Raw genomic sequence first — 26,453 nt, 5'->3', positions numbered from 1 at the left:
CATGCGGATTCTCGTCGGCTACGCCAGCGAGCACGGTTCCACTCGGGGTATCGCCGAGCGCATCGCTGCCGGGCTGAGCCGTCACGGCCATCACGTCGTGGTCGCTTCCCTCGTACCGCTCGGCCCCTCTCGCGGGCCCGAGGCCACGGAACTGGAGGACCTCGACGCGGCCGTCCTCGGAAGCGCGGTCCACGACGGGCGGTGGCTTTCCGCCGCCCTCGAATTCACCCGGCGAAACGCCGACGCGCTCGCCGGCCTCCCCGTCTGGCTCTTCAGCGTGAGCCTGCTCGGTGAACGGGGCAGCGCGTTCCACCCCTTCGTCGCCAAGCGGCTGCGAGCGCTTCGCGCGGCGCACCGCTCCCCGCAGCCGGACGGCCTCCGGAGCGACGCCGACCTTCAGGACCACCACGACTTCTCAGGGGCGGTGGAGTCGGAACACTGGCCGTTCCCCGGGCGCGTGGCATTCAGGCTCATGGGCGGACGCTACGGCGACCACCGGGACTGGGCGGACATCGATCGGTGGACCGAATCCATCGCCCGGAGGCTGGCGTCCGGTCCGTAGCGGCGGGCACCCGTCAGTTGGGCAGCCGCCGTCCGGAGGGTGTGCGCAGGTCGAGCCGCGGAGGGGCGAGCCCGACCCGGCCGGACAGGGCCGACCGGCCCTCCCGCCGGTACCCCGGCCCCCCTAGCGTGGAAGCAGGGCCGGATGCGGCCATCCGGTCGCCCAATCCGTGGAGGAGATATGACATCCCCGACTTCCGCCGGCGGGCGCCAGCCGATCGTCCTCGGCGTCGATGCGGTCACCACGGGGCGGATGACCGACGCCTGGGCGGCCGACGAGGCCGACCGCCGAGGGCTGCCACTACGCCTGGTGCACGCGGTCCCGACCCCTGCCCACGAGCTCCACGCCTACGGCGAGGGCCGCTACCACAAGGCGCTGCGCGAACGCGGCGACGAGGCCCTGGACCGGGCCGCCTCAGCGGCGCGCGAACGGCACCCCGCTCTGACCGTGACCACGGCCGTCGCCGAGGACGTCCCCGCCCTGGTGTTGTGCCGGGAGTCGGCCCACGCCGCGCTTGTCGTCCTCGGCTCGCGCGGGCTCAGCCGGGCCGAGGAGGTGCTGAGCACCTACTCCGTGACCGTCCCGGTCGGTGCCCAGGCCCACTGCCCGGTCGTGGTCGTCCGCGAGCCCGAGCACATCACCCAGGACCCGCCGTACGTGGTCGTGGGGGTCGACGGCAGTCCCTCCTCGGTCGCCGCCCTCGACTTCGCCTTCGACGCCGCAGCACGGCGGAGTGCGGCCCTCCGGGCACTCTGGGTGTGGCAGTCCCAACTGATCAGCCGTCTCGACGAGGCGACGGCCGTCCGGACGTTGCAGCGACTGCTCCACGAGACCACGGCCGGCCGCCACCACCTCCACCCCGACGTCTCGCTGACGCACGAGGTGATCCGCGGCCACCCCGTCGAGGAACTGGCCAAGGCCTCCGAGCACGCGCTCGCAGTGGTCGTGGGACGCCGCGGTGACGGTGGTTTCACCGGGATGCGGCTCGGCTCCGTCCCCCACGGCCTGCTCCACCGCGCCCACTGCCCGGTCGTCATCGTGCCCACTCCCCCGCAAGGCCGGCACTGATGCCAGGCCGGATCGACGTCAGGGCCGGCCGTAGCCACCGCCACCGGGGGTCTCGATCACCAGGACGTCACCCGATTCCACGGTGACGAAGTCGCAGCCGGCCAGGTGGTGGACCGAGCCGTCGACGCGTTCGACGCGGTTGGCGCCGAGGGCGCCCGGCCGACCCCCCGCGAGGCCGTACGGAGGGACACGGCGGTGGCTGGAGAGGAGGCTGATCGTCATCGGCTCGCGGAACCTGATCCGCCGGACGGCGCCGTCGCCGCCATGCCAGCGTCCATGGCCTCCGCTGCCCGCCCGCACGGAGAACTCCTCCAGCAGGACCGGCAGTCGCCACTCCAGGACCTCGGGGTCGGTGAGCCGGGAGTTCGTCATGTGGGTCTGCACCACGGAGGCACCGTGGAAGCCGTCGCCCGCGCCTGAGCCTGAACCGAGTGTTTCGTAGTACTGGTGATCCCGGTTGCCGAAGCTGACGTTGTTCATCGTCCCCGAGCCCTCCGCCTGGACTCCGAGCGCCGCGTAGAGGGCACCGACGAGCGCCTGCGAAGTCTCGACGTTCCCGGCGACCACGGCGGCCGGGTGGCGTGGGGCAAGCATCGACCCGGGCGGGACGATGATCCGCAGCGGCCGCAGGCAGCCGTCGTTGAGCGGGATGTCCTCGGCCACCAGGGTGCGGAAAACGTACAGCACCGCCGCGGTGGCCACCGACGCGGGCGCGTTGAGATTGCTGTCGAGCTGGTCCGCGGTGCCGGTGAAGTCGATGACGGCCGAACGGTCCCGGTGGTCGACGGTGACGCGTACGGCGATCACCGACCCGGCGTCGGTCTCGTACCGGTGGGCGCCGTCGTCAAGCCGTCCGATCACCCGGCGGACGGCCTCCTCCGCGTTGTCCTGGACGTGCCCCATGTACGCCTGCACCACGTCCAGCCCGAAGTGGCCGATCATCGCGCCGATCTCCTCGACTCCCTTGCGATTGGCGGCGATCTGGGCCCGGAGGTCGGCCAGGTTGGTCTCCGGGTTGCGCGAGGGGTACGCCGCCTCGCACAGCAGCTTCCGGGTCTCCGCCTCCCGCAGCCGCCCGCCCTCGACCAGCAGCCAGTTGTCGAACAGCACGCCCTCCTCCTCGATCCGGCGGCTGTTGGCCGGCATCGAGCCGGGTGTGAGCCCACCGATCTCGGCGTGATGCCCGCGGGAGGCTACGTGGAACAGGATCCGCTCTCCGGCCGCGTCGAAGACCGGGGTGACCACCGTGATGTCGGGAAGGTGGGTGCCACCGTGGTAGGGGTCGTTGACGGCATAGGTGTCGCCGGGCCTCATCGAGCCGCCTCGCCGCCGGATCACCTCCTGGACGGTGGTGCCCATCGAGCCGAGGTGGACCGGGATGTGCGGGGCGTTGGCGACGAGGTTGCCGCCCGGGTCGAACAGGGCGCAGGAGAAGTCGAGCCGCTCCTTGATGTTGACCGACTGCGCGGTGGACTCCAGCCGCGCTCCCATCTGTTCGGCGATCGACATGAAAAGGTTGTTGAAGACCTCCAGTAGCACCGGGTCCGCCTCGGTACCGACGGTCTCGGCCCCGGGCGCGGCGGACCGCTCCAGCAGCAGATGGCCTGCCTCGCCGACCGTCATCCGCCAGCCGTCGTCGACCACGGTGGTGGCACCGGACTCGGCCACGATCGCGGGACCGGTCACCGTACGCCCCGGAGGAAGCAGTTGACGCCGGTGCAGGCCGACCCTCCGCCATGTCCCTCCGGTGTACAGGTCGACCTCCCCGGGCACGTCGGGCTCTCCGCCGGAAGCCGCTCCGAGAACGCCGATGTCGGGCGGAAAGGTCAGACCGGTCGCCTCCACCGACAATGCCTCGACAATCACTTGACGGTCCATCAGAAATGAGTACAACGCACGGTGGGTGGCCTCGAAGGCGGCGGCCATGACCGCCGGCTCCGCCAGGTCGACCGGAATCGCGGTGTCCGTGCCGTCGTAGCGCAGCCGGGCCCGCCGGACCGTCCGGACGCGATCCGCCGGGACGTCCTCGGCCAGCAGCTCGGCCCGGGCGGTCGCGGTGAGCGCTTCGGCCACCGCCCCGATCCTGCCCATCGACGCCTGTTCCAGAGGGAGTTCGACGGACTGCTCGCGCATCACGGTGGTGTCGGCCAGGCCGATGCCGAGCGCGGAGAGCAGTCCGGCCGCCGGCGGCACCAGAACGGTGCGGATGCCCAGGGCGTCGGCGACCGCGCAGGCGTGCTGGCCGCCCGCACCGCCGAAGGTGGTGAGCGCGTACCGGGTGACGTCGTGCCCCCGCTGGACCGAGATCCGCTTCACGGCGTTGGCGATGTTGTCCACGGCGATCCGCAGGAAGCCCTCGGCGACCTGTTCGGGTGTCCGGTCGTCGCCCGTCCGGGCGGAGATGTCGACGGCGAGGGCGCGGAACGCCTCCCGGACCGCCTCCCGGTCCAGCGGCAGGTCGCCACCGGGCCCGAAGACCGTGGGAAAGCAGCCGGGTTGGATCCGACCGAGGACGAGGTTGGCGTCCGTCACCGTCAGCGGTCCGCCGGCCCGGTAGGACAGCGGGCCGGGGTCGGCGCCGGCCGAATCCGGGCCGACCCGGTAGCGGGCGCCGTCGAAGTGCAGCACCGATCCACCACCCGCGGCGACCGTGTGGATCGCCAGCATCGGCGCCCTCAACCGCACCCCGGCCACCTGGGTGCTGACCACCCGCTCGTAGGCACCCGCGTAGTGCGAGACGTCCGTCGAGGTGCCGCCCATGTCGAAGCCGATCACCCGGTCGTGGCCTGCCAGTTCGGACATTCGGGCCATTCCGACGATACCGCCGGCCGGGCCGGAGAGGATCGCGTCCTTTCCCCGGAAGTGACCGGCCTCGGCCAGTCCCCCGTTGGACTGCATGAACATCAGCCGTACCCCGCGCAGTTCATCCGCCACCTCGTCGACGTAGCGGCGCAGCACCGGTGTCAGGTAGGCGTCCACGACCGTGGTGTCACCCCGCGGCACCACCCGCATCAGCGGGCTGACCTCGCTGGACAGCGACACCTGCGGGAAGCCGATGCGGTGGGCGAGTTCACCGATCAGGCGCTCGTGCGCCGGGTGGAGGTGGCTGTGCAGAAGCGTCACCGCGACCGAGCGGATCCCGCGGTCGTACGCCGTCCGCAACCGGGCGCCGAGCGCGTCGAGCTCGGGCGGGCGCAGCACCGTGCCGTCGGCGGTGATCCGCTCGTCCGCCTCGATCACCTCGTCGTACAGCGGCTCGGGGAGGACGATCCGGCGGGCGAAGATGTGCGGGCGGTCCTGGTAGCCGATCCGCAGGACGTCACCGAAACCGCGGGTGACGACCAGTGCGGTCCGCTCGCCGGTGCGCTCCAGCAAGGCGTTGGTGGCAACGGTGGTACCCATCCGGACGGCCTCGATGCCGACATCGGTGAGGGGCTCTCCCGGGGCGAGCCCCATGAGGTGCCGGATACCGGCGACGGCGGCGTCACGGTAGCGACGGCGGTCCACCGAGAGCAGCTTGTGGGTGACCAGACGGCCGTCCGGGCGCAGGCCGACGACATCGGTGAACGTCCCCCCTCGGTCAACCCAGAACTGCCAACCATGACGGGCCACGGCCACCTCCGCGCGGAGTCGGGCAACGGCTCCCGTTCGAGTATCCGGGGTGATCGGGGAGCCTCGCAAAGGCTGATACTGGGAGGGCGCAGAGCATTTCCATGACGGACTGCGAGGTCGGCGATGGCGGCCGTGACGTTGAGCGTGCTCCGCGAGCGGCATCAGGGAGAAACACGGGTGGCGCTCGTACCGGAAGGCGTGCGTGACATCGGCGTCCTCGGGCTGAGCGTCCTGGTCGAGGGCGGCGCAGGAGCCGTCGCGGGCTTCACCGGCGCTGTGTACCGGGCAGCCGGGGCGCGCGTCGTCTCCAGAGCCGAGGTGACCTCGGCGGACATCGTGGTCGCGGTCCGGCGGCCCACGGTCGACACACTCGGGCCAATGCGCCGCGGGCAGATCCTCATCGGCCTGCTGCGACCGATGCACGCCCCCTTCGTGGTCCGCCGGTGGGCCGACGAGGGGGCGACCCTGATCAGTCTCGACCAGCTGTCGGCCACGGCCGGCCCCCCGAGCCCCTTGGACGCGGCGGCGGGCCAGGCGGAGTTCGCCGGGGCCGAGGCCGTCCGCCTGGCCGCCGACCGGCTCGGCCGGGAACCGGCCGGCGTCCTGGTTCTGGGGGGTGGCCCTGACGCTCGGCGGGCGGTCGAGACGGCGCGGTTGCTCGGTGCCGAGGTGCAGGTCCGCCGAACGGGTGAGCGAGCAGCGGCGGCGGACCTGCCGTCCTTCGACATCGTGATCAGCACGGTCGAGCCCTCTGGCAACATTCCGGCGCCGCTGCTGCTCGACGACGACGCCCTCCGCGGGCTCCGCCCGGGGTCAGTGGTGGTGGACCTGGCCTGCGGGCCCTACGGGCGCACCGTCGCCGGAGCCGAGCCCGGCATCGAGCAGGTGCTCGCCGACGGCGTCACCGTGGTCGGCGCCGGCGACCTCGCCGCCCATGTCCCGGCGGCCGCCTCCGTCGCCTTCTCCCGCTCCGTCGCCGCACTGCTGGCCCGCCTCGTCCACGACGGACGACCGGTCGTCGACCTGACCGAACCGGCCCTGGCCGAGCTGGTCATCGCCCACGACGGCACCGTCCGGCATGCCGGCGTCCTGCGCAGCCTCGCGGCGACGACCGCCGTGGCGGGCCTGCCGTAGGCGCGGGCGGCTACGGCGACTCGGCGAACAGCGCCGCGAACCGGGCCGCCGACAGCGCATGGTGCGCACAGCGCGCGAAGCACGCCGCCAGCAGCACTGCATCCAGCACGTCCGTCGGGTCGGTCGCCCCTTCGCGGATGATCCGCTCGTACAGCAGCCGTTGGCGCTGGGCGGCAGCATTGGGACCGTCATGGAGGTCGGCCACGGTCGCCGCGGACGGCTCCCGCAGCGCCGCCGCAGCCAGCGTCACCATGCCGAGCACCAGGTCGGCGAGCCCTCCCAGCGGGGTGCGGAGCTCCTCGGGGAACGGGCCCCTGACGCGCCGCGCCGAGGCGATCTCCCCGATCTGCCGGGCCTGGTCGGCCAGGTGCCGCAGGTCTCCGCCGATGTGGATCTCGGCCACGACGTCTCGGAGGCCCTGCGGCCTTGTGCCCTCGACCGCGAGAACGACCGTGAGGTCGTCCTCCAGGTCTTCGAACAGCGGCCGCACCGCTCGCTCGGCCGCCTCCAGTTCCCGGCTGACCTCGACGGCCGGCGAGCCGAGCACCGCCTCCGTCACCCGCCGCAGCGCCTCCGCGACCAGGTCCGCCTGGCCGGCCAGCCGCTCGCCGGTGCGCGCGTAGGTATGGGCCATCCTCCGTCTCCCGTTCCGAGCCCGGCGACCGGTTTCGCGCCACTCGTACTGGCGCCGCCCCGGGCACATGGAGGCCGCCGCTCGGGCGTCCTGCGGCGTGCTGTGGTTCCAGCCTGCACCGTCCGGAGCCGGGCGGCGCGTCGGGTCTGCGGCCCGTGCACCGTTCAACGCCGAGCCGAGCGGTCCGTCCCCGGGCTGCGGCTCCCGCGCGGCGCTCCGGGCGGTCTCGCCCAGGCGCGGGCTGAGTCCCGACGCCACCGACTGAGCGGCCGGGCAGGCGCTGCACCGACGGCTCCCGCTGGAACTCCTTCAGGCCTGCCCCTGGCCCAAGACCGATGTACTCGGCACGGCCGAACGCCCTCACCTGGAGCCAACAGCGGCTGGGCGCCAAGGAGGCGGCCCTACGCGCCGAACTCGCCGGCTTGGAGGTGTCCACCCATGTCCCCCACGACCCGGCTGAGGCCCTGGAGGCCGCGCGGGCGCGCGGGCGCGCGGGCGCGCAGCCACCATGCTGGTGCTCGGCTCCCGAGGGCTGAGCACACTGCAGGGTTTCCTGGTCGGCTCGGTGAGCCAGGAGGTCCTGGGTCGGGCGACTTGCCCCGTCGTGCTCGTCCGAGTCCGCGAGGAGGGCCCCACAGCCGACACCCAGGCACAGGACGTCCTGATCGGCCCGGCCTCGACGTCCGGCCGCCGACGCTCTCACCTTCGTCTTCGAAGCCGCCGCACTGCGCTCGGCACGCCTGCGGGCGGTCAGGTCAGGGCGCGGCCCGGAGACGAACGTTCAACACGGTGCGGCCAGGGCGGCTCGCCAGCTCCAACGCGCCACCGTGTGCTTGGACCACCGCCTGCACGATCGACAGACCGAGCCCGGTCGACCCGGTCGTGCGCGAGCGGGCCCGGTCGCCCCGGACGAAGCGTTCGAACACCCGGCCGGCCAGCTCGGGCGGGATGCCGGGGCCGTTGTCGGCGACAGCCATCCGGACCTGCTCCCCGAACCGCGCCAGACTGAGTTCGACCTCGGTACCGGGCGGGGTGTGGGTGTGGGCGTTCGCCAGCAGATTGGCCACCACCTGGTTCAGCCGGTGGGTGTCCCCGCGCACGAGAAGGGGTTCCTCGGGCAGGGCCAGACGCCAGCGGTGCTCCGGTCCGGCGGCTCGGGCGTCCGCCAACGCGTCCAGCGCGATCCGGGTCAGATCGACCTCCTCGTCAGCCAACGGGCGGCCGGCGTCCAGCCGGGCGAGCAGCAGCAGGTCCTCGACGATCATCCCCATCCGGCCCGCTTCCGCGCTGATCCGTTCCAATGAGTGACGCACCGGCTCGGGGACTTCACCGGGATGACGCAACGCGAGTTCGGCATGCCCGCGGACCGCGGCCACGGGGGTGCGCAGTTCGTGGCTGGCGTCGGCGGCGAACGCCCGCAGGCGTTCCTCCACCACGTGCCGGCGGGCCAGTGCGGCCCCCACGTGATCGAGCATCCGGTTGAGGGCCGTACCGACCCGGCCGACCTCCGTGCGCGGATCGTCGTCCGGAACTCGTTCGGCGAGGGTGACGGCGCCGCTGGCGAGCGGCAGTGCGCTGACCTGCTCGGCCGTCCTCGCCACCCGGTCCAGCGGGCGCAGCGACCAGCGGACCCAGAGCGCACCCGCGACTCCCGCCCCGGCGGCGGCCAGGGCGAACACCATGAGCTCCAGGGTGGCCAGCCGGTCGACGGTGTCCTCGACCTGCCGCAGGGGCAGCCCGCCGACCAGGACGTCTCCGTCCCGGCCGGCGACGGCGCGCACCCGGTAGGGGCCGGTTGCACCGCCCAGGTCGACGGTGCGGGCCGGCCCGCCGACCGGGAGGGCGGCGAGAGCACGCTGGCCGGCCGGCGACAGCGCCACCCGGTCGTCGTCGTTGGGATCGTCCGCATCGTCGGCGTCGCCGTCGACCACCCCGGTCGCGGTCACCCGGCCGTTCAGGAGCCGGGCCCCGAAGGTGCCCGGCGCCTGGGCCCGGGTGTCGCCGCCCTGTCCGGCGTGCTCCAGGCTGGCCGCGTACCGCCCGCCGGAATCGGCGAGCTGTTGGTCGAGCCGGTCCACCAGGAAGTGGCGTAGCGCCGCGGTGGTGGCGAGCCCGACGGCGGTGCAGGTCACCACCAGGAGCACCAGCAGCCCGGCGATCAGCCGGGCGCGCAGTGTCCTAGGCATCAGCCGGCCCACTCGGCCGCGCAGGCCGCCGGTCACGTGGCCGCCTTGATCAGATAGCCGGCCCCGCGCACGGTGTGGATCATCGGTGCCCGGCCGGCGTCCACCTTCTTGCGCAGGTAGCTGATGTACAGCTCGACCACGTGCGCCTGGCCGCCGAAGTCGTAGGACCAGACGGCATCCAGGATCTGCGCCTTGCTCAGTACCTGCCGCGGGTGGTGCATCAGGTAGGCGAGGAGCGCGTACTCGGTGGGGCTCAGGTCGATGGTGTCGCCGCTCCGGGTGACCTCGCGCGCCTGCTCGTCGAGGACGAGGTCCCCGAGTACCAGCGCGTGCGCGGGCGGGGGATGCGCCGCCCCGGGCGGTGCGGTGCGGCGGAGCAGTCCGCGCAGCCGGACAACGACCTCGGCCAGGCTGAACGGTTTGGTCACGTAGTCGTCGCCGCCTGCGGCGATGCCCGCGATGCGGTCTTCGACCGCGTCCCGGGCGGTGAGGAAGAGCACCCGCACTTCCGGCTGCTCCTCGTGGACGCGGCGCAGCACCTCCATGCCGTCGAGGTCCGGGAGCATCATGTCGAGCACGATGGCGTGCGGCCGCCAGGACGCCGCGGTCCGGACGGCGGCCTGGCCGGTGGTCTCGCCCAGGGCCTGCCAGCCCTCGTAGCGGACCGCGCCGCAGACCACCTCGACCAGGTCGGGTTCATCGTCCACCACGAGCACTCGCCAGGCGCGCGTGTCGGCGGTGTCGTCCATGGTGCTCCCTCGGCATGCGCTGTCGTCGGCGCTCATTCTGGTCACGCGACGATGAGAAAGCCATGAGATCGCATCTGCCGGGTGATCCGCCGAAACAGGCTCTGAGCTGCGCCGATACCGCTCGGACCGGCGGGGGCGCCGGCACGGGTTCAGAGGCAACTGAGAGCTTGCGGTGCCATCGTGATCACCCCGGCAGCCACCGCCGCCGGCAGGAAGGAGAATCCCGATGGCCAGCGTCGCTCCGCCGCGCTCCGTGAGCCCGATGCATCGGGCGGCACCGCGGCGTCCGGCCGCCGCTGCGCCGGCCGCCGCCCTCGGGCTGATCGCCGCGGGCGCGCTCGGTGTCGTCGCGCTGTGGTGGACGGACACCACCGCGGTCACCGGTGCGGCCGGCTGGCTGACCGGTGCGGGCCGGATCACCGGCCTGCTCGCCGGGTACGCGGCAGCCGTGCTGCTCCTGCTCATGGCCCGGCTGCCACCGCTGGAACGCGAGGTCGGCGCCGACCGCCTGGCCCGCTGGCACGCCTTCGGCGGCCGCTGGCTGGTGGCCATGGTGACCGCGCACGTGCTCACGATCGTCTGGGGATACGCCCTGACGGACGGCCGCGGAGTACTCGGCGAGGGCGTGGAGATCGCGTTCCACTTCCCCGAGATGCTCAAGGCCACCTTGGCCACGCTCCTCATGCTGGGCACCGGCGCGGTGTCCGCCCGGGCTGCGCGCCGCCGGCTCTCCTACGAGACCTGGTACTACCTCCACCTGGCGACCTACCTGGCGGTGGCCCTGGCCTTCGGGCACCAGCTGGCCACCGGTGCCGACCTCGGTGGCGGCCCGGGCCGGGCCGCCTGGTGCGCTCTCTACCTCGTCACCGCGGGCCTGCTGGGCTGGTACCGGCTGGTGCGACCGTGGCTGCGCGACCGCCGCCATCGGCTCACGGTGGCCGAAGTCCGCCCCGAGGGCCCCGACGTGGTGTCCGTCTTCCTGCGGGGGCAGCGGCTGGACGAGTTGCGGGCCGAGCCCGGGCAGTTCTTCCGGCTGCAGTTCGACGCGCCCGGCCTGCGCTGGGCCGCCAACCCGTATTCGCTGTCCGCGCCGCCGCACAGGGACTTCCTGCGCTTCACCGTCAAGGACCTCGGCGGGCACAGTGCGGCGGTGGCCTCGCTGCGCCCGGGCACCCGCGTCCGCGCCGAGGGCCCGTACGGGGCCTTCACGGCACGAGTGCAGCGACGGCGCCGCGTCCTGCTGATCGGAGCGGGCGTGGGAGTCACCCCGCTGCGGGCCCTGTTCGAGACGATGCCGGGCGAGGTGATCCTGGTACAGCGGGCCCGGCGCCGGGAGGACCTCCTCTTTCGGGAGGAGCTGTCGCAGGTCGCCCACCGACGCGGGGGGCGGGTGTACGAGCTGGTCGGGTCAAGGGCACAGGTCGGCGACCTGGGGACGGCCCTCTCCCGGCTGCTCCCCGGCCTCGCCGACCACGAGGTCTACCTGTGCGGACCGGAGGCCATGGCCGAAGAGGCCGTGCGTTCACTGCGGGCCGCCGGGGTACGGCGCGGCCGTATCCACCGCGAGTCCTTCACCTTCTGATCCCCGAGGAGCACCTCCCATGCGCCGAGCCGCCGTCAGCAGCGCCGCCACCGCGGCCGGAATCATCCTGCTGCTGTCCCTGAAGCCGCACCAGGCCGCCGGCCCGACGGCCGTCATCAGCTCGGACGGGAGCGACGCGCCCGGCGCCGCCGCCGGGCCGTCGGACGCTGCCTCGCCGTCCGCAGGCGCCACAGGATCGACCGGCGGGAGGGGGCCGTCATCGGGGGCGACCGGCCCGGGCGGGACGGGGCCGTCATCGGCGGCGACCGTCGCGGGCGGGACACGGAAGGTCATCGGCAACGCGGCGAACACCCGGTACGGGCTGGTGCAGGTCGAGGTCACCCTCTCCGGCAGCCGGATCACCACCGTCGACGTGATCAAGTACCCGACGGAGGACCGTCGGGACCGGGAGATCAACAGCTCTGCCCTGCCGCTGCTCAACCAGGAGGCGATAGCCGCCCAGAGCGCCGGGATCGACGTGGTCAGCGGCGCCACCTTCACCAGCCAGGGCTACATTCGTTCCCTGCAGAGCGCCCTCGACCGGGCTGGGCGCTGAGCTGCCGTGCTCCGCCACACCGAACCGGTCATGGGCACCGTCTTCTCGATCGTCGTCCGCGACCCCGGCCCGGACACCCCGGCGGTCTTCCGGGACATCACCGACCGGCTGCAGCAAATCGACGCGGTCTTCTCCACCTACCGGACGGACAGCGACATCAGCCGCCTCGACCGCGGCGAACTCGGCCTCGACAACTGCGCCCCGGAGGTCCGCCAGGTGCACACGGCCTGCCGCGAAGTCGCCGAGGAGACCGACGGCTACTTCACCGACCGGCCCGGCGGCCGACTCGACCCCAGCGGCTGGGTCAAGGGCTGGGCGGTCGAGGAGGCAGCCCGGATGCTCCACGCCGCCGGATCCCGGCAGTTCTGCGTCAGCGGCGGCGGCGACGTCCAGACCGCGGGCGGCCCGTGGCGGATCGGCATCGCCCACCCGCTGCGGCAGGGCCGGCTCGCCGCCGTCCTGGGCGGCAGCGGCCTCGCGGTGGCCACATCCGGCACCGCCGAGCGCGGACCGCACATCCTGGACCCGCACACCGGGCGCCCCGTGACCGGCCTGGCCTCACTGACCCTGATCACCGGCCCGGGCACCGGAATCGCCCGCACCGACGCCTGGACCACCGCCGCCTTCGCCATGGGCCCGGACCGCGCCCTCGCCTGGGCCTCCCGTCGGCCCGGCGTCGAGGCCCTCGCAGTCCTGCCCGACGGCACCAAGCGCTGGACCGACGGCCTGCCCCGCCACCTCCCGCCGAGCGGCCCGGCCGACTGGTACCCGAACCCGCGCACGGTGGCAACGCTTCAGAGCTGACCCGGAGTGGAAGCCCCGGCGCGTACCGGCCGAGCAGCTCCACCGACTTGCCGACGGAAGTCCTGCCGCCCTCCGGGGGTACGGTTCACCCCTGATGTGCCGAGCCCGGAGGGCACGCCGGGGGCGAGTTGCTGAGGTCGGCAATCCGAGCGCCGAAGATACGCCACCGGCGCTCGTTGTCGTGTACGAGTTCGGCCGACTCACTGAGAAGGTCGGCGGCGCGGGCAATGAGCTCGGCTGCCGAGTAGAGCCTTCGCTGGTCGTCGGAGCCCCTGGCCAGCGCTGATCTGAGGGACACAGGGTGGAATTCCACACCGCCGAGGATGTCCGCAGCACGGTGGAGAGAAAGCCCCGCGAGATCGGCAAGGTGGGCGGCCTGCCAGTCGTTGAGGATGATGCGATGCCGCTCGCCCAGGAGGTCGGCGAAGTCGGCGAAGTCGAGCAGCGCCCGCGCGCTGTCCCATGACGACTGCATCGCGGCGGCGAGCCAGTCGGCGCCCGAGCGGAGATCGTCAGCGGTCCGGGCGAGGTCGCGTTTGAGATGGACCAGTTCGACCGGCTCGCCCTGGCCGTCCATGAACAGCACGCCGCGAAGCTGGAGCCCGACCGGTGCAGTGAGGTCGTCAGCGCCTTCGAAGGGGTTGAGCGGGGACGGAGACGCTGGTTGCACCGCGGACCAGCGATCGGCCAGGGCGAGGAGAGTCCGCGCGTCGCGCTGGAGCGAGACGGCCTGCTCCCGTGGCGCCGAGGCATAGAACTGTTCGTGCTCTCGGTGGAATCGCGCCAGGTTCGCCATGGCGTCGAGCATCGCCGCAGGCGGCGAGTCCGGGCCGGATTTCGCGGTCTCGTCCATTCGCTCATGGTCGCGTGTCCTGGGCGGCACGGCTCTCCGGTTGCGGCCGCAGCCCGGCGCGGCACGCACCACGACGGTCGGGCAGCGGAGAGCGCGATGCCGGCCTCGTCCACCGGCGGAGGGGCGTCCCCATTGGCGGTGCCGGTGCCCAACGCGTCGGCCCGCGCCCGGGACGGACCTTCCGCTGCCCGGTGGCGTCACCGAGTGGCGAGAGCAACGCTCGGAGTATGAGCGGACACCGATTCACGCCCGGGCCGGCCGCCGTCGCCACCGCCGTGGTAGCCCTGGCCCTGCACGGCCTGATCCTGCGGCCGAGGATGCTGACCTGGGGCGCGACCCCCGACGAGGCGGCGCGCGGCTACCCCGGCGATGATCTCGTCCCCGAGGCCGACAGTTCCTCGACCATGGCCACGACCCTCCCCGCGCCACCGGAACAGGTCTGGCCCTGGCTGGTGCAGATGGGGGGCGACCGCGCAGGCTGGTACAGCTGGGACAGGTTGGACCACATGGGTGAACCGAGCGCCGACGTGATCGTGCCCGCGTGGCAGAGCCTGGAGGAGGGGCAGCGTCTGATCGCGGCGCCGGACGGCCGGTCCTGGTTCACCGTGGCGCTCCTGGAGCCCGAGCAGACGTTGGTGCTGCAGTCGAACCTGGAGCTGCCGTCCGGACACTCCTTCGACGCCCGCTCCACTCCTCTGCCCCGGGCCTACATGGACGGTGTCTGGGGCTTCCACCTCCGGCCTGCCCCCGGTGGCGGGACCCGTCTGGTGGTCCGAACGCGCGGCTTGAGCAGACCGCGACGGTTCACCCGGCCGTTCGACCTGCTGTTCGGCGAACCCGCGCACTTCATCATGCAGACCCGCCAGTTCCACAACCTGCGCACGCGGCTCAGCCGCACCTCGTGACCGCAGGACCGCCCGTCCCCCGGAGGCTGAGATGTACGCCGACTCGAATGCCGATCCCACCGGTACGCAGCTGCTCCTGGACGGCGTGCTGCCCGAGTTCGGCTACTCCCGCCTCGAAAGTGTGGCCATCGCCGCCGCACCGCCCGTCACTTACGAAGCCGCCCGAACACTGGACCTGCTCACCGTCCACTCACCGCTCCTCAACGCGGCCATGTGGGCACGCGGACTTCCGGACCGGCTCCGCGGCCGGCCCGAACCGACCCCGCCGACTCTGCGGGTGGCCGACCTCTTCGATACCCCCGGGGAAGCCTGGGGCGATCAGCCCTGGGTGGCTCTCGGCGAGAATCCGGGACGCGAGCTCGTCTTCGGGGCGGTCGGAAAGCCGTGGCAGGCCTCGATCGAATGGCGCCGGGTCGAATCGCAGGACTTCACGCCGTTCGACGAGTCGGGCTGGGCGAAGATGGCAGCCGCTCTTGTCGTCCGCTCCTACGGCACCCACCGGTCGCTGCTCACCTACGAGGCCCGCACCGCCTGTACCGACCCCGCGGCCGACGACCGCTTCGGCCGCTACTGGGCGCTCGTCTCCCCCGGCGTCGGCGTCGTCCTGCGTGGCACGCTCCACGCCGTCAGGAACGCCGCAGAACGGGGTGCCCGGCCCGACGCCGAGGCTCGGACATAGGGCGCGGAAGGCCGTGTGCTCCGCGAGCACCGCACAAGCCCGAGCAGGGAACGCATCATCCACGTCGGCCGGCAACCGCTCGGCGACACCTACGACCACACCGATGAACGGCAACGGCGATGTCCGCTCCGCGAAGCACCCGAATCCTGCCCGACGCTCTGTCACGCTGATTCCTCATCAGGAAAGGCGACAAGAAGAGGTCAGCATCGATCCGACTGGCCCCTGCCACACATGCCCACACCAGAGGAGGTCGACAGCGCCGCGCAAGGGACGGCCCACGTGCTCAGCAGACCGCCGAGCCCCTTGCGCACTCCGTCTCCGCGCTCTTTGAGAGTCTGACAGGCGCGTCCGGGGCGAGAACGGCGTGGAACAGACGCATGCCGTAGCCCGCCGGTGCTTCGGCGGATCGTCGCCGGCCAGCGCCCGCCGCTACGGTGTTCCAGACGATTGCCAGATGCCGCGCGATCCCTTTGACTGACCGTTAGGGAGTCACGTCGTCGCCGTCGCCGCTGCTTGGGCCGCACGCCCTGCCCCCGGGGCCCCGTCCGAACAGCCGGATACGCCCTCCCGGTCGCACGGAGCGGTCGGGAGGGCGCCCTGTCGGACGGTGTGTCAGCCCGGCTTTTCTCCGGGCGGGGTGTCAGCCCCAGTTGCCCACCAACGGGACGTCGCCCGGGTTGCCGAACTTCTTGCTGTAGATCACCAGGTTGGAGTTCTCGGCGGCCCCGTAGAAGGTCTGGTCACCGGGCCGGTAGACGCCGATGGTCTCCTTGCCGGTGCCGTCCCAGTCGCCCTTGATCGGGATGTCGCCGGGGTTGCCGAACCTGACGCCCGGGCGCGGGTTCTCCGTCTGGTTGGAGTCGTTCAGGTAGAAGATCAGGGTCTGCGGGTCGTAGACGGCGACGGTGGTGGTGCCGTTGCCGTCCCAGTCGCCGACCAGCGGCTTCCAGCCCGCGTTGCCCAGCTTGATCCGGTACTTGACGCTGGAGTTGTCGTCGGAGAGGTAGAAGGTCTGGTCACCGGGCCGGTAGACACCGACCGTGGTCCGCCCCTGCCCGCTCCAGTCGCCGACCAGCGGGACGTCACCGGGGACCCCGAACGGGAAGGTGGCGGCCACGGTGGCGTTGTCGTTCGACAGCTGGAAGGTCGCGGTGTCGGGGTGGTAGACGCCGATGGTGTCGGTGCCCGGCCCGCTCCAGTGGCCCGTCAGCGGGACGGCGTTGCCGCCACCGCCGAACACGGTCTGCCCGGTGTACCAGCCGTTGTGGGCGGCCTCGCCGAAGCTGCCGTCCGAGGACCGGTACACGCCCGCCGAGGCGGGCGCCGGCGTGGGCGAGGCGTTGACCACGGCCTCGCCGATGCTCTTCTGGGCCGCGACGGTCAGCGGCACCTTGTCGGGCTGGTCCGGGCCGAGCCAGCGGAAGTTCTGCAGGTAGACGACTCGGGGGTCCTGCGTGGCGATCGCGCGGTACTCCGCGTTGTACGCCGCGATGTCCGCATCGGTCTTGCCGGAGTAGCAGCCGTCGGCGATGTCCTGCTCGTTGGTGGACTCCGGGAAGAGCATCAGGTGCTGGTCCGGCGAGGAGAGGAAGGTCTTCAGGTTCGCCAGCCGCCACTGGATCTCACTGCGGCCCACGCAGTAGTGGTCGAAGCCGACGATGTCGACGATGGACGGGACCGGCGCGGTCTGCTCGGCGTTCCAGTGGTCGAGGCTCATGATCAGCATCTTGTCCGGGAACGCGGCCCTGATCTGCTCGGCCTGCGTCTGGACCTGCGCGGGGCTCAGGCCGTGCGAGTAGGCCTCGTCCGTCAGGTCGACGGCGGCGATCTTGTCGATGTTCGGTCCGATGCGCTGCACCAGGTCGAGCAGGTTCTGCGCGGCGTTCGGGTTCGGGTTGACCTGCCAGTCATCCGACGAGCGCGGGACCACCGTCTCCTGGTTGAGGTCGATCACGCAGGAGGCCGGCAGGCACTGGTCCAGGAATTCCAGGCGGCGGTCCTGGCCGCGCAGGTAGGTGTTGACGTTGGTCCACCGCGCCACCTCAGGCGCGTGGTTGGCACCGTAGTTCGGCCGGTCCGGGTCCCGGATGTCGAAGAACCCGTAGTAGCCGAGCCCGCCCAGCATGGAGACCCGCAGGTCGTCCACCGTGGTGACCTGGCCGGCCGCCGAGTGGTGGGCGCCGAGCGAGACGTAGCCGTCGCGGGGCAGCTTGGCGGCGGTGCGACCGGAGAACACCGTCGCGCCGTTGACCTTCACGGTCGCCTGCTGCCGGTCGCCGGTCGCCAGCGCGAGCGACACCTCGTAGGAGCCGGCCGGCGGGACGGCGGCCAGGGCGGTCGGCGCGCCACCCTGGAAGAGCGCCAACCCGCCGTCGGCCTGGACACGCAGGCCGAGCGCGATGTCCTCGGCATCCACGGCGCCCGTGCCGCCCGAGGCGTTGCCGACGGCGAGGGAGGCCCAGTCCTGGCCCGAGGTGCTGCCGACCAGCGGGGTCAGAACGGCGTGCACCGTGTAGGCGCCGGTCGGGACGTCCGAGGTGGCCGGCTTGTTCAAGCGGACGGCCGAGGTGCCCTTGGGGAACGAGAGCACGTTCGGGTTGGCCGGGCTGTTGACCTGCACCGAGCCGGCCGGCGGGTCGAGGGCCAGGCCCTTGACGCCTGATGCGGCGGTGTAGTTGACGGAGATCAGGCTCGGCTGGCGGGCGCTGAGGTCCTGGTTGAGGCCGAAGTCGGCCGTGGCGTTGGGCGCGCCGTCGAAGGTGTCGACGAGCGGCTTGGCGCTGCGGGTGGTACCGGTGTCCACGTTGCTGACGTTCAGGCCGTGGCCGTCGCCGTCGCCGAAGGTGGTGACGCGGTCCGGGCTGGAGAGGTAGGCGCCGAGGTAGAGGAACTCGCTGCCCGGCCAGCGGGTCACCCCGGCCGGAGCGGAGACGGTGAACGGGGTCCCGTTCACCCTCAGGGTGACGGCGCGGTCGGCGCCGGTGGAGACGGTGAGCGAGACGGCGTACTGCGCCGTGGGCGCCACCGTGCCGGTCCAGAAGGGGGTTTCGCCGCTGCCACCGTGGAAGAGCGCGAGCCTGCCGCCCGAGGTGACGGTCAGGCCGAGGTCGACGTCGCTGCCGGTGACGTACCCGTTGCTGCGGTGGCTGCGGCTCAGCACCATCGAGCCCCAGTCGCCGACGGCGGTGTCACCGACGACCGGGTCGATCACCGTCGAGACGGTGTAGTGGCCGGTGCCGTCCGCGACTGCCGGCGCCCCGAGCATCACCGCGGAGACGCCCTTGGCGAACAGCAGCTTGTTGGGGTGGTTCGGATGACTGGTCTGAACGAACCACTGGTCGGGCGCGACCGAGGTGTCCCAGCGGCCGGAGACCCGGGAGTAGGAGATCCCGTGCTGCCCGGCCGGGGGCGACTGCCGGGCGTCGAGCCCGACGTTCAGCCCGTACAGCGGGTCGGTGTCCAGGGCCGGGTCCAGCCGGAAGGTGTCCGAGAAGGCGCGCGTGGTGCTGAGGTCCGCCGGCGCCGGCCCGGACCCGTCACCGGCTGGTGCGGCGGCCGGTGCGGCAGCCGCCGTGGTGGGTGAGAGGCCGATTGGCAGCAGTGCCAGCGCGAACGCGGAGGCGCCGGCGAGCAGCCCGCGGCCCAGGCGTTGAGTGAGTATCACCGAGTGGTCGTCTCCCGGTCGTCGAAATCGGCGGCACGGGCACGCGTCGCCGAAGGGAGAGCGGACACAGCGGTGTCGTACCAGCCCAGCGGCCTTCCCCCCAGGCGGGATCATAGAGGGTGGATACGAACGACCGCGCCGAGCCGGCCACCGCCGCCCCTGCGTCCTCCATCTCCCGGCTCGTCTCCCGGGGGCGGCCGACAGGGCGCGGGCCTCGTGTCCGGTCGTCCGCGGAGTCTCGTACGGTGCAGCGTTGACCCACCGCTGCGTCAGCCGGCGGCCCCGGCCGAACCCGGCCACCGGTCCGGGGTTCTGCTACGCCCTCGTCGGGCGCACTCGTTCCAGCTCCGCCGGCCGACGGCCACGCCGTCCTACCCGATCGGCCACGGCGGAGCCCACCGCCCTACGTCGAACTCCCCGTCGTGGGCCGCCGGATCGCCGGCCGCCCTCCACCCGTCACTGCGGCGGGTCGAGGGCGAGGGTCCAGGTGTGACTGATGTACTTGTTCGCCCGTTCGGGGTTCTGCTCGCGGATGACGGCGGTGAGGCGGTCGGCGGCGGTGTGTTCCAGGGTGGAGGTGAACCGGTGGCCCTCGCCGCCGGGCACGGTGACGAGTTCGGCAAGCACGGTGTCCGTCAGGTCGCGGCCGACGGCCCGCAGCACGCCCGCGTCGAGGAGCAGGACGGTGCCGTCGGGCAGGACGACCGGGTGCCCCACCTGGGGCGCGGTGAGCAGCAGCGGACTGCGCTCGATCACCCCGCCGGGGCGGAGCCGCACGACGCGGCCCCTGGTGGGGTTCCCGCGGGCTGTCTCAACGACGCGCACGCCGGTACCGACGACGTAGTGGCCGTAGGTGTGCCAGGTGTCGGTGAGGCCGCCGTCGCGGTCGTACTGCCAGGTGTGGAAGAAGTCGTAGCCCTCCAGCCCGAGTACGAACCGGCCCCCGCCGAGCGCCGCGCCGCGCTCGCCGCGGAGTTCGGCGATCAGAGTGCCGTCGGCGAGGTCGAGGAGGTACGCGGGGCCGAGGGGTCCCCACGCGCAGTAGTCCACCGAGCCGGTGGTGACGAGGACGCGCCCGGAGGAGATGTGCGCCGCGTTGGGTACGCCCGGGACGGGGTGGGTCCACCGGACGTGCCCGGCGGTGTCGGTGCAGGTGATCTCGAAGGTGCGACCGCCGATGACCAGGTCGTCGCGCCGGGCGAACGGCTCCACCGGGACACGGTGCGTAGGTTCAAGACCGCGCTTGCTCTGTTGGTCGAGTACGGTGACGCGCCAGGCGCCCGGGCCGGTCGTGTTACCCATACCGGCGATCCTAGGACTCGTCAGGTCGGCACGGGCCGATGAGCCCACAGCCAGCGGCCGACCGCGCCGGTGGGGAGCAGGACGGCGAGCGAGGGCGCCGGCCCGGACGACCAGGTGACGTCCCGCTCGCGCTCCGCCAGCAGGACGGCCGCTGCCAAGGCCAGCCCGGGACGGCGACGAGGGCGGGCCGAACCCGCGCAATGTCGTCCACGGCGGGGGCACCGAGCACATCGAACCCGAGCGAGCGAGAGACGCCACTCCTCGATCGCCCAGCGGGCACCGGCCTCCACGCCGATCCTGGCGGCGCGGAAGCGGCAGATGAGGTGCCTGCCGGTGAAGTCCCGGGAAGTGCGTCTCGGGTCCGGCGGGACCCCGCCCGGACTGTCGGAGAACCGTCCCGGTCCTCCGACCAGGGGCGTCGGCTTCGCCGCGCGTGGCCGACCGCTCCACGCCCGGACGACACGGAGTGCCGGAAGCAAGTGTTCTCCGGTGCTCGGGCGATGGCTCCCCGCACCGCGAGGGCGGTCGGCAGCGGCCGATGGCCGCGACGGATATCGTTGGCGCGCGAACGCAGCCGGGTAGCAGGGGAGAATCGTGCGGTCCGAGGAACACATCGAGTGGGGGCGGGACTTCCCGGTCCGGTATCTCCTGGTGCGGGGGTACTACGACGACGATGACGAGAAGGCCGGGGAGCTCTGGGGGCGTTGCGCGGAGGTCGAGGGCTTGTTCATGGACCCGCCGCCGCGGCCGCGTGAGATCCTGACGCTGCGGGGGTGCCCGCGCGAGAGCGGGCTCGCCCGGGCGGTCACGCGGTCGACCGATCCCGTGCGGCTGCTGGGCGATGTGAGCCTCTTCATCCACCCCGAGGATCCCGCGACGGACAGCCCCCGGTTCTGGGCGCTGGAGAACGTCACCGTCCTGGCCCACCGGCCCTCGCCCGGCGATCCCGATCGCGTGGACATCACCGTCGGTGCCGGCGTCGAGGACGACTGGGGCCCGCGGCTCCAGCCGGCCCCGCAGATCGACCTGTCGGCCACCGACTGGGAAGGCAGCTGTCTGTCGATCGACGGCCTCTCCGGTCCGCGTCCGCGACGGCAGGTCCAGCCGCTGCACCTGATCGGCTGTGAGCCCGCCGAACCCCTGCTGGCCGAACTCCGCTCGCCACAGGAGGAGAACGACCAGGTCATCGCGCTGTGGGCGCTGGACCGCAACGGCCGCCGCATGTCCCGGTACAACTTCCAACTCCGCCCAGGCGACGCCCGCCCGTCCGTCCTCGGCGGGACCCTGATCGACATCACCGTCCCCGACCCCAGCGGCAGCCTCCCCTGGCTCGTCGCCGACCGCCCCACCCTGGCAGCCCGCCAGGTCTGGGACGTCTGGTATGACGGCATCCCCACGCAGCCCAACCAGTGGGCTCGTTTCGACGTACAGGGGCGGAAGGAGTGGCTCGATCTCTGCCGTGTCGGCCCATACGGACAAGGCGTCGGCCGCTCCGGTGGCACATACCACCTCGATGGGCAGTACGTCACAGAAAAGACAGGATTGCTCCTGGCACTCGGCGAAGCCCTCCTCGGCCCCGGCGGCACGTACGGCAGCAGCCTTGACTCAGTCAGGGACCACCTGGGTGGCGGACCCTCCGTCTTCGCGCCGTTCACACTCGTCTGGCACCACGCCGACACCGCCCGCGCCGCCATCGCCGGGCAAATTCTCGGCCGCCGCACCAATCTCTCCTATTTCGACGCGACCGTGAACCTCCTGAAGGACTACGGCGTCACCGTCACACTAAAGTGAGAAATACCCATCAGGCCCCTCCCGGCGCGGCAGCCTTTCCGGAAATGAGCCAGCCCGCTGACATTTCCAGCGGGCCAGCCATCTCTTGCCATCGGCAGCCCAATTAAGGGCTCCCGTCATAACCTAGGGATTTCGATGATTCCGACCGCTATGGCACACACTGAGGGGTGAACTGAAACAGCTGCTCATAGTTGTGACCGCCTGACCTTCCGGGGATGGCAAGCGCATAGATGGGCGCCTCCCCTGGCTTAGTGCGAACGATCATGCGGTATCCATTGTCTCCGTCTTTAAGGTCATAGATTTTGGAGGTCACGCCCGTTCCCTGCGGGTCGTTCTTCCAGAACGCATGCGCACCTGGATTGTTTTCGAATTCTTCTGCATTGAAGAAGTCGGGGCGTCGGTTTCCAGTATTCCCCGTCAGCCGCTGCTGGCGGGCCCCGGAAAGGACGTCCCTGATGCCGTTTCTCACCCACAGTGGGGTACCATTCGGAAACCTCTTGTGGACTGCGTTGTGAACCAGGACCGGGGTGGTTCCAGCCGTCACGTAGTAGGTGTGCAGGTCCTGCACGGTGAGGTTGTAGGCGGGCTGGGGAGCATTCCGGTGGTTCACCGAGAGGACACCCGCGACGTCGCCTGTTGGGGTGCGCAGACGGTCACCAACAGCGACGTCGGCGGCGTTCACCCACTTGTGGGTGTTCTCGAGCCAGAAGGGGTGGTGGTCGGTGGCGGTCAGGGAGCCAACAGCGCCATCGACGCCGCGGACAGTGATGTCGGTGAACTCCTTGTCCTCTGGGGTACGGATGACATCCTCGACCTCGCGGGGGCCGCTCCGGCCGGTTTCCGGGTCGGTGGCCATCACCTGGTCACCGACCCGAACGGTCTCGATGGAGCGACGCGTGCCGTCGGCCAGGATGACCTGGGTGCCGGCGGGGAAGCTGTTGGGCGGCTCGATGAAGCAGGCGGCCGGCTGCTGGGGGTGCTCCTTGTTCGTCAGCCACTTGAAGATCGGCGTCCCTCGGTCGCCGTACTTCTCGGCCTTCCGCCAGATGCTGGCTTCACCGACGACGGGGACGGCGCCTGCGCAGGAGAGCGCGGCGTCCTCGGTCATCAGCTTTCCCTCGACCGCGTAGAAACCGCAGTTGACGCCTTCGAAGGCACTTGAGCCCGGGAGCGGGATCATACCGCCGAGGTCGAGACCCATGTGAATGCCTGTGGACCAGACCTCATAGGCGGTCAAGTCCGGGGTACTCGGGTGCTCCGCCTCGAAGAGGTACTGCTGGTAGGCCTCGGCGGCCTTCTGTTCCTCGAACACCACGTAGTCCCGGGCCTGCGCGTGCACGAGCTCGGTGACCATCGAGGTGTGCCAGATGCGGTCAGCCTCGTCCGCGGAGTCGTGAGCGGCCTCTGATGCCCGTCGCGCGGTGGCGGCCGCGGCAATGGCCAGCTCGGCAGAGTGCTTGGCCGCGTTGAAGGACGCCCGGGCCCAGCTAGCCGCGGACTGTGCGGACAGGTCGGCCTGCCGGCTGACCTCCCGGGCGTTCAGGGCCTTCGCCGCCGACTGCGCGGCCTGAGCCGCGGACTTGGCGGCCTTGTCGGCGGAGGCCTTCGCGTTCTCCGCCGCCCTGGCGGCGACCGCCGCGGCTGCCTGCGCCTGGCCTGCGGCCGCGCCGGCCTCGTCCGAGGCGCCCTTCGCGACCGCCGCGACGCGCTTGGCCTCGGCGGCGTTCTGCCGGGCCAGCGCGGCGACCTGAGAGCCCTCCGCAATGCTCTGCTCGACGGCGGCGACATGGGTGGCCGTGAGCTGGTCCTTGCGCAGCGCGGTGTACTGGCCGGCTTCGATGAAGGCGTGCATGAGCAGTGGCGGGCTCTCCAGCGCGACCTTCGCCGCGGCCTGGACCTCCGGTCCGCCGCTGGAGAGGAGCTGGAACGCCTGCACGCGTTCGTCGTCCTGGCGGGTGGTGAACTGCTCGGAGTTGAGGAAGGCCAGGTAGGCCTCGACGGTGTTCGCGTTGAGGGCCTTCTGGGCGGCCTCCTTGACGCCCTGTCCGGCGCCCTCCATCAGCTGGAACGTGCGCACCCGGTAGTCGTCCGCGGCGGCCTGGTGCTGGCCGGTCTCGAGGAAGGCGTGGACCTGGTCGGCGGAACCGGTCAATGCTGCGGTGGCCGCCGTCTTGACCTTGTCCACACCGGAGTACTGCACGATCTGCTGGACGCGGGTGCGTTCGTCCTGCTGTTCGGCGAGCTTCCAGCCTTCGCGGACGTAGGCGCGGACCGCGGCGTCGGAGGCCGCCAGGGCGGAGCGGGCGGAGCTGCGGGCCCAGGGGCCGCGGGTCTTCATGGCGATGACGGCGATGCGCCGGCCGTTGGCCGTGACGGTCTGGGGGTCTGCGCCGGGGGCGGCGGCCTGGGCAGCCAGGCGGGTGGCCTCCTCATCCGTCTTCTTCCCGTCGGCCGTCGCCTGGGCGTTGCGCTGGCGATCGTGGTCGAACTCGGCCTTGATGTCCCTAGCCTGCTCGACCGCCGCGGCGGTGCGGGCGGTGAGGCCTTCGGCCTCGGCGCTGCGGGCGAGGACCTGGATGTTCGTGGCACTGTCCACCGCCGCGGTGGCGGCGGTGGCGGCGGTGTCCGCCTCGCCGGCGTGTGCTGCGGACTTCTCGGCGGCGTCGGCCGCGGTCCCGGCCTGGTCGGCAGCGTCGGACGCGGCCTTGGCGGCCGCGGTGGCGTGCGCCTTGGCGGAGGCCGCCAGCTTCCCCGCGTTGTCGGCCAGGCCGACGGCCTGGGTGGACAGGCCGACAGCGGCCTTGGCGGCGCGTGCGCCCTCGGCGGCGCTGCGGTGGGCGGCGTCGGCCGCACGGCGGGTCGCAGCCGACGAGACGCCGGCCTGGTCGGCGTAACCGGCGCTCTCCTCGGCCGACTTGGCCGATGCCTCCACGTCCGCGGACGCGGCATCGGCCGCGTAGGCGGCCGCCACAGCCTTGTTGCCGATGTCCGAGACCTGCTTGGCCACGCTGACGAGCTGGTCGACCTGCTGGACGACCGCATTCGTCTCGGCGGCCTTGGCACGGGCCTTGTCGGCCACCGCCGCGTTCACCACCGCGTCGGCGGCAGCGCTACGGGCGTCTGCCGAGGTCCGTTCGGCAGCGGCAGCGGCCTGCGCGGTCTGTGAGGCCGTGCTGATGGCCAGGCGTGCGTAGTTGGTGGCCCGCCGTGCGGCGGCGATGGCCGCCTGTCCGGCTTCGGCGGCCCGCTGGGTGGCCTCGGCGGCCCGGGCTGCGGCGCCCGCGGCGGCGGCTGAATCGCTCTTGGCCGCCTCGGTCTCCTTGGCCGCGATGGCGGTGTACTGCTTGGCCAGCGCCGCGGCCTTGACGGCCCGGTCGGATTCGTCCTCGGCAGCCTTGCGCTGCTGTTCGGCCTGGGCTCCGGCCTGCCTGGTCTGGGTCACCAGGTCGGTGACGGAGGTGTACTCCTGGTCGCGGGAGCGGGCCACGTACTGTCCGACGGTCAGGAACTCCCGGACGTCGGCGGGCGATCCGTTGATGGCGATCGATGCAGCTGCCTTCGTCGCCGGGCCGCCGTCGGTGAGGATCTGGAAGAGCTGGACCCGGTCGTCGCTCTCGCGCGCCGGGTACTGGCCGTCGTTGAGGAACTGGCGCACGTCCTCCGGGGTCCCGTTGAGCGCGGCCGTCGCCCGCTCCTTCAGTTCCCGGCCACCGCCGTCCTCCACGAGCTGGAAGACCTGCACCCGCTGGTCGGACTCCAGCGGGACCTTCCAGCCACTGGTGACGAAGGTCCGCAGCTGTTCCGGAGTGCCCTCCATCGCAGCTTTCGCGGCATCGCGCAGTTCGCGTCCGCCGGCTGCGACGAGCTGCAGGGCGATCTCGCGGTCGTCCTTGAGCTCCGCGGCCGCCTTGCCGCTGTCCAGGAAGGCCCGTACGTCCGCGTCACTGCCCGCCAAGGCGGCTTCCGCCGCCGCGCGCACCGCGGCCCCGCCGGCGTCCCAGAACACGATCGCCTTGCCCCGGTCGCTGTCCGGCAGCACGACCGGTGGCGGCTCCGCCGACGGGGTGCTGCCGGCGTTGGCCGCAGGCCCCGCCGCCGTCAGCCCTGCCAGCAGGACGAGCGGCAGAAAGCCGCGGCCCAACGACCGAACGCCCAAGAACCTCCTTCCCTCACCCTTTGTCTTCGCTATGTCCCGATTCACCGAGTCAACCCCGCTTGTCAAATAGATCGGATGCCGCCGATCCGGCGGCGCGGGGATCATATACGACGTGGAGAAACTGTCGTGCACTCATGTAGGGTCTACGCGGCCGATCATGACCTCTTATCAGGTGACTCCAGGTCAGCAGGTTGGACCGGGCGAAGCCGTGATCGG

At 72.0% G+C, this 26,453-nt stretch carries 18 protein-coding genes and 1 pseudogene; 10 read left to right on the top strand and 9 right to left on the bottom strand.

The window, feature by feature from the left end; all coding sequences use genetic code 11:
• Position 1 precedes the first annotated feature (1 nt).
• Together J5Y04_RS13750 and J5Y04_RS13745 are read left to right on the top strand one after the other, a co-directional pair.
• Positions 2-562, top strand: a complete 561-nt coding sequence (locus tag J5Y04_RS13750; RefSeq protein ID WP_209412263.1) for a flavodoxin domain-containing protein — start codon at positions 2-4, stop codon at positions 560-562.
• Positions 563-742: 180 nt separating this feature from the next.
• Positions 743-1,630, top strand: a complete 888-nt coding sequence (locus J5Y04_RS13745; protein WP_209412262.1) for a universal stress protein — start codon at positions 743-745, stop codon at positions 1,628-1,630.
• A gap of 18 nt (positions 1,631-1,648) precedes the next feature.
• Here the strand turns inward: J5Y04_RS13745 and J5Y04_RS13740 are convergent, their stop codons facing one another.
• The gene (locus J5Y04_RS13740) at positions 1,649-5,242 is read right to left on the bottom strand and encodes a hydantoinase B/oxoprolinase family protein (protein ID WP_307853097.1); all 3,594 of its coding nucleotides are present in this window, start codon (positions 5,240-5,242) and stop codon (positions 1,649-1,651) included.
• A 123-nt stretch (positions 5,243-5,365) separates the two neighbouring features.
• Between J5Y04_RS13740 and J5Y04_RS13735 the strand changes: the two genes are divergently transcribed.
• The gene (locus J5Y04_RS13735; protein ID WP_245204764.1) at positions 5,366-6,376 is read left to right on the top strand and encodes a hypothetical protein; all 1,011 of its coding nucleotides are present in this window, start codon (positions 5,366-5,368) and stop codon (positions 6,374-6,376) included.
• 10 nt (positions 6,377-6,386) lie between these two features.
• Here J5Y04_RS13735 and J5Y04_RS13730 read toward each other — a convergent pair whose 3' ends face one another.
• A complete protein-coding gene (locus J5Y04_RS13730; protein ID WP_209412259.1) occupies positions 6,387-7,010 on the bottom strand; it encodes a PhoU domain-containing protein in 624 nt (207 codons plus the stop codon).
• 499 nt (positions 7,011-7,509) lie between these two features.
• Here J5Y04_RS13730 and J5Y04_RS43190 point away from each other — a divergent pair.
• Positions 7,510-7,614 (top strand): annotated as a pseudogene (locus J5Y04_RS43190) (universal stress protein); the annotation flags it as partial.
• 151 nt (positions 7,615-7,765) lie between these two features.
• Here J5Y04_RS43190 and J5Y04_RS13720 read toward each other — a convergent pair.
• Positions 7,766-9,196, bottom strand: a complete 1,431-nt coding sequence (locus J5Y04_RS13720; protein WP_209412258.1) for a cell wall metabolism sensor histidine kinase WalK — start codon at positions 9,194-9,196, stop codon at positions 7,766-7,768.
• 32 nt (positions 9,197-9,228) lie between these two features.
• Positions 9,229-9,945 (bottom strand): response regulator transcription factor, encoded by a 717-nt coding sequence (locus J5Y04_RS13715; RefSeq protein WP_209412257.1) that lies wholly within the window; start codon positions 9,943-9,945, stop codon positions 9,229-9,231.
• A 226-nt stretch (positions 9,946-10,171) separates the two neighbouring features.
• On the opposite strand from J5Y04_RS13715, the gene J5Y04_RS13710 reads away from it, so the two are divergent.
• Genes J5Y04_RS13710 through J5Y04_RS13700 form a run of 3 tightly spaced genes read left to right on the top strand, consistent with a single transcriptional unit; the run spans position 10,172 to position 12,887 of the window.
• On the top strand, positions 10,172-11,527 hold the full coding sequence (locus J5Y04_RS13710) for a ferric reductase-like transmembrane domain-containing protein (RefSeq protein ID WP_209412256.1): 1,356 nt from the start codon (positions 10,172-10,174) through the stop codon (positions 11,525-11,527).
• Positions 11,528-11,546: 19 nt separating this feature from the next.
• Entirely contained in the window at positions 11,547-12,083 is a 537-nt protein-coding gene (locus tag J5Y04_RS13705) for an FMN-binding protein (protein ID WP_209412255.1), read from the top strand.
• A gap of 30 nt (positions 12,084-12,113) precedes the next feature.
• Positions 12,114-12,887, top strand: a complete 774-nt coding sequence (locus tag J5Y04_RS13700) for an FAD:protein FMN transferase (RefSeq protein WP_209412254.1) — start codon at positions 12,114-12,116, stop codon at positions 12,885-12,887.
• An 85-nt stretch (positions 12,888-12,972) separates the two neighbouring features.
• On the opposite strand, the gene J5Y04_RS13695 is transcribed toward J5Y04_RS13700, so the two are convergent.
• Complete coding sequence (locus J5Y04_RS13695; protein ID WP_245204763.1) at positions 12,973-13,740, bottom strand: hypothetical protein; 768 nt, start codon at positions 13,738-13,740, stop codon at positions 12,973-12,975.
• Positions 13,741-13,967: 227 nt separating this feature from the next.
• Between J5Y04_RS13695 and J5Y04_RS13690 the strand changes: the two genes are divergently transcribed.
• The gene (locus J5Y04_RS13690; RefSeq protein ID WP_209412253.1) at positions 13,968-14,645 is read left to right on the top strand and encodes an SRPBCC family protein; all 678 of its coding nucleotides are present in this window, start codon (positions 13,968-13,970) and stop codon (positions 14,643-14,645) included.
• Between the two features lie 31 nt (positions 14,646-14,676).
• A complete protein-coding gene (locus J5Y04_RS13685; protein ID WP_209412252.1) occupies positions 14,677-15,324 on the top strand; it encodes a hypothetical protein in 648 nt (215 codons plus the stop codon).
• A 640-nt stretch (positions 15,325-15,964) separates the two neighbouring features.
• Here the strand turns inward: J5Y04_RS13685 and J5Y04_RS13680 are convergent.
• The 3 genes from J5Y04_RS13680 to J5Y04_RS13670 all read right to left on the bottom strand — a co-directional run bounded on the left by J5Y04_RS13680 (position 15,965) and on the right by J5Y04_RS13670 (position 20,448).
• Entirely contained in the window at positions 15,965-18,988 is a 3,024-nt protein-coding gene (locus J5Y04_RS13680; RefSeq protein ID WP_209412251.1) for a hypothetical protein, read from the bottom strand.
• A gap of 456 nt (positions 18,989-19,444) precedes the next feature.
• Positions 19,445-20,290, bottom strand: a complete 846-nt coding sequence (locus tag J5Y04_RS13675) for a hypothetical protein (protein ID WP_209412250.1) — start codon at positions 20,288-20,290, stop codon at positions 19,445-19,447.
• Positions 20,291-20,310: 20 nt separating this feature from the next.
• Positions 20,311-20,448 (bottom strand): hypothetical protein, encoded by a 138-nt coding sequence (locus tag J5Y04_RS13670; RefSeq protein WP_209412249.1) that lies wholly within the window; start codon positions 20,446-20,448, stop codon positions 20,311-20,313.
• Positions 20,449-20,941: 493 nt separating this feature from the next.
• Here J5Y04_RS13670 and J5Y04_RS43515 point away from each other — a divergent pair, with 493 nt between their 5' ends.
• Positions 20,942-22,081 carry a barstar family protein gene (locus J5Y04_RS43515; RefSeq protein ID WP_209412248.1) on the top strand — a complete coding sequence of 380 codons (1,140 nt, stop codon included), beginning with the start codon at positions 20,942-20,944 and terminating at the stop codon, positions 22,079-22,081.
• 148 nt (positions 22,082-22,229) lie between these two features.
• Here the strand turns inward: J5Y04_RS43515 and J5Y04_RS42865 are convergent, their stop codons facing one another.
• Positions 22,230-26,369, bottom strand: coding sequence for a polymorphic toxin-type HINT domain-containing protein (locus tag J5Y04_RS42865; protein ID WP_209412247.1), 4,140 nt, complete (start codon positions 26,367-26,369; stop codon positions 22,230-22,232).
• Between the last annotated feature and the right edge of the window lie 84 nt (positions 26,370-26,453).

This window comes from Kitasatospora sp. RG8, assembly GCF_017813315.1.
Taxonomy (GTDB): Bacteria; Actinomycetota; Actinomycetes; order Streptomycetales; family Streptomycetaceae; genus Kitasatospora.
This window is presented reverse-complemented; position numbering and strand designations above follow the sequence as displayed.

What these genes read in the sequence shown, in the direction of transcription:
- J5Y04_RS13735 (WP_245204764.1), top strand. Translation starts at nt 5,366, where the DNA reads ATGGCGGCCGTGACGTTGAGCGTGCTCCGCGAGCGGCATCAGGGAGAA.
- J5Y04_RS13715 (WP_209412257.1), bottom strand. Translation starts at nt 9,945, where the DNA reads ATGGACGACACCGCCGACACGCGCGCCTGGCGAGTGCTCGTGGTGGAC.
- J5Y04_RS13730 (WP_209412259.1), bottom strand. Translation starts at nt 7,010, where the DNA reads ATGGCCCATACCTACGCGCGCACCGGCGAGCGGCTGGCCGGCCAGGCG.
- J5Y04_RS13750 (WP_209412263.1), top strand. Translation starts at nt 2, where the DNA reads ATGCGGATTCTCGTCGGCTACGCCAGCGAGCACGGTTCCACTCGGGGT.
- J5Y04_RS13710 (WP_209412256.1), top strand. Translation starts at nt 10,172, where the DNA reads ATGGCCAGCGTCGCTCCGCCGCGCTCCGTGAGCCCGATGCATCGGGCG.
- J5Y04_RS13695 (WP_245204763.1), bottom strand. Translation starts at nt 13,740, where the DNA reads ATGGACGAGACCGCGAAATCCGGCCCGGACTCGCCGCCTGCGGCGATG.
- J5Y04_RS13745 (WP_209412262.1), top strand. Translation starts at nt 743, where the DNA reads ATGACATCCCCGACTTCCGCCGGCGGGCGCCAGCCGATCGTCCTCGGC.
- J5Y04_RS13690 (WP_209412253.1), top strand. Translation starts at nt 13,968, where the DNA reads ATGAGCGGACACCGATTCACGCCCGGGCCGGCCGCCGTCGCCACCGCC.
- J5Y04_RS13705 (WP_209412255.1), top strand. Translation starts at nt 11,547, where the DNA reads ATGCGCCGAGCCGCCGTCAGCAGCGCCGCCACCGCGGCCGGAATCATC.
- J5Y04_RS13720 (WP_209412258.1), bottom strand. Translation starts at nt 9,196, where the DNA reads ATGCCTAGGACACTGCGCGCCCGGCTGATCGCCGGGCTGCTGGTGCTC.
- J5Y04_RS13700 (WP_209412254.1), top strand. Translation starts at nt 12,114, where the DNA reads ATGGGCACCGTCTTCTCGATCGTCGTCCGCGACCCCGGCCCGGACACC.
- J5Y04_RS13685 (WP_209412252.1), top strand. Translation starts at nt 14,677, where the DNA reads ATGTACGCCGACTCGAATGCCGATCCCACCGGTACGCAGCTGCTCCTG.
- J5Y04_RS13675 (WP_209412250.1), bottom strand. Translation starts at nt 20,290, where the DNA reads ATGGGTAACACGACCGGCCCGGGCGCCTGGCGCGTCACCGTACTCGAC.